This window comes from Kitasatospora sp. NPDC056783 (genome assembly GCF_042789895.1).
GTDB lineage: Bacteria > Actinomycetota > Actinomycetes > Streptomycetales > Streptomycetaceae > Kitasatospora.
Map to the genome: position 1 here is coordinate 1 of NZ_JBHUAF010000630.1, position 2,556 is coordinate 2,556.

At 69.9% G+C, this 2,556-nt stretch carries 1 protein-coding gene and 1 pseudogene; both read right to left on the reverse strand.

Annotation, left to right across the window (positions count from 1 at the left end; genetic code table 11):
* Nucleotides 1-51 precede the first annotated feature (51 nt).
* Nucleotides 52-1,359, reverse strand: coding sequence for a glycoside hydrolase family 18 protein (locus ACFRMQ_RS40050; protein WP_380735835.1), 1,308 nt, complete (start codon nucleotides 1,357-1,359; stop codon nucleotides 52-54).
* Between the two features lie 165 nt (nucleotides 1,360-1,524).
* Nucleotides 1,525-2,556 (reverse strand): annotated as a pseudogene (acnA, locus tag ACFRMQ_RS40055) (aconitate hydratase); the annotation flags it as partial.

Consider the following 2,556-nt stretch of genomic DNA (forward strand, 5'->3'; position numbering starts at 1 on the left):
GGCTTCCAGGAGCGGGCGGGGCCCACGGCCGTTCGCGTCGCGGAGCCCGGGTCAGCCGCGGGTCAGGCCGCGGTCCAGCGCGGCGAGCGCGCTGCCCTGGTCGTCGTCGCCGTCCAGCGACCAGACCATCACCCCGGCCAGGTCGTTCCAGCGCGTGTACCGCGCCTTCTCGGTGAGCACCTCGGCGGTGTCGTAGCTGTAGAAGGTGGTGCCGTCGTACTTCCAGGACGCGCCGTGGTCACGGTCCAGGTAGACCTTGCCCGGCAGCTTGTTGATCTCCTGGTACGAGTGGTCGGGCGCGGCCGCGGTGGCGCTCTGGTAGAGGCCGCCGCGCTTGCCGGGGGCGACGCCCGTCCAGCCGTGGCCGTACAGCGGGGCGCCGACGACGAGCTGCTCGGAGGGCATGCCGCGGTCCTGGTAGTGGTTGACCGCCGAGTCGGTGCTGCGCTTGCGCGGGTCCGGGTCGGTCGGGTCGGAGTACAGCGGGGCCTGGTGGTTGGCCGGGCCCTTGCCCTCCCACGGGCCGTGCAGGTCGTAGGTCATGACGTTCAGCCAGTCCACCGACTCGCTCAGCTGCGGCAGTTCGAGCCGGTCGGCGACGTTCTCGTTGGCGGCGACGGCGGCGGTCAGCAGGTAGTGCTTGCCCTTCTTGCCGCTCAGCGCGTCCAGCTGGTCGCGGAACTCCTCCATCAGCAGGGTGAAGTTGCGCCCGTCCTCGGGGCGGACCACGTTGCCGTCGTCCCCGCCGCCGCCCGGGTACTCCCAGTCGATGTCGATGCCGTCGAAGACGCCCGCGGCCGCGCCCTTGCCGCCCTCCGGGGAGCCGGGCAGGACCGGCAGGTTGCCCTTGACGTAGAGGTCGATGCAGGAGGAGACGAACTTCTTGCGGGACTCGTCGGTGGCGGCCGCGTCGGAGAAGTACTTCGACCAGGACCAGCCGCCCAGCGAGATGACCGTGCGCAGCTGGGGGTTCTTCGCCTTGAGCTTGCGCAGCTGGTTGAAGTGGCCCTTCAGCTGCTGCCCCGGGGCGTCGGCCACGCCGTCCACCGACTGGGCGGCGGAGAAGGAGCGCTGGTAGTCGTCGTAGGCGTCGCCCTGGCCGGGCTCGTTGCTCTCGAAGCAGGTGCCCTCGGCGGACACGTTGCCGAAGGCGTAGTTGATGACGGTGAGCTTGCCCGCCTGGCCGGAGTCCTGGACCCGCTTGGCGGAGCTCTGGGCCCCCCACTGGGTGAAGTAGCCGACCCGCTGGCCCTTCAGCTTCGGGCCGTGCCCTCCGTTGTCGGCGTGGGCGGTGGCGGGAGCGGCGAGCAGCGCGGCGGCGGTGGCGGCTGCGAGCAGGGCTGAGGCGCGAGTGGGCATACCGGACCTGTTCTCTGAAGCGGCGTCAAATGGTCTGGACCAGATGGCACAGAGGTTTAGTCCATCCACCGTTCACCGCACAAGAGGGCGACGGCAACCGGCGCAGCATGCAAAAGGGGCCGGACCGCGTGGTGCGGTCCGGCCCCTCTAGGCCCGTGCCTCGGTTCAGCCGATCAGCGAGCGCAGCACGTACTGCAGGATGCCGCCGTTGCGGTAGTAGTCCGCCTCACCGGGGGTGTCGATGCGGACGACCGCGTCGAACTCCTTGCTGGTCCCGTCCGCCTTGGCGGCCTTGACCTTGACGGTCTTCGGGGTGCGGCCCTCGTTGAGCTCGGTCACGCCGGTGAAGGAGAAGGTCTCCTCGCCGGTCAGGCCGAGGGAGTCGGCGTTCTCGCCCTCCGGGAACTGCAGCGGCAGGACGCCCATGCCGATCAGGTTCGAGCGGTGGATGCGCTCGTACGACTCGGCGATGACGGCCTTGACGCCCAGCAGCGCGGTGCCCTTGGCGGCCCAGTCGCGGGACGAGCCCGAGCCGTACTCCTTGCCGGCCAGGACGACCAGCGGGGTGCCGGCGGCCTGGTAGTTCTGCGAGGCGTCGTAGATGAACGACACCGGCGCGTCGGCCTGGGTGAAGTCGCGGGTGTAGCCGCCCTCGGTGCCCGGCGCGATCTGGTTGCGCAGGCGGATGTTGGCGAAGGTGCCGCGGATCATCACCTCGTGGTTGCCACGACGGGAACCGTAGGAGTTGAAGTCGCGCTTCTCGACACCGTTGGCGGTCAGGTACTGCGCCGCCGGGGTGCCCGGCTTGATGTTGCCGGCCGGGGAGATGTGGTCGGTGGTGACCGAGTCGCCCAGCTTGGCCAGGACGCGGGCGCCGGCGATGTCGGTCACCGGGCTCGGGGTCTTGGCCATGCCCTCGAAGTACGGGGGCTTGCGGACGTAGGTGGACTCGGTGTCCCACTCGAAGGTGTTGCCGGTCGGGATCGGCAGCGCCTGCCACTGGGCGTCGCCCGCGAAGACGTCCTGGTAGGACTTGTTGAACATGTCCTCGCCGATGGCGTTCGCCACGACGTCGTTGACCTCGGCCTCGGAGGGCCAGATGTCCTCGAGGAAGACGGGCTTGCCGTCCTGGTCGACGCCGAGGGCGTCCTTGGTGATGTCGACCTTCATCGAGCCGGCGAGGGCGTACGCGACGAC

Coding starts and splice junctions, on each gene's coding strand:
- ACFRMQ_RS40050 (WP_380735835.1), bottom strand. CDS start 1,359: ATGCCCACTCGCGCCTCAGCCCTGCTCGCAGCCGCCACCGCCGCCGCG.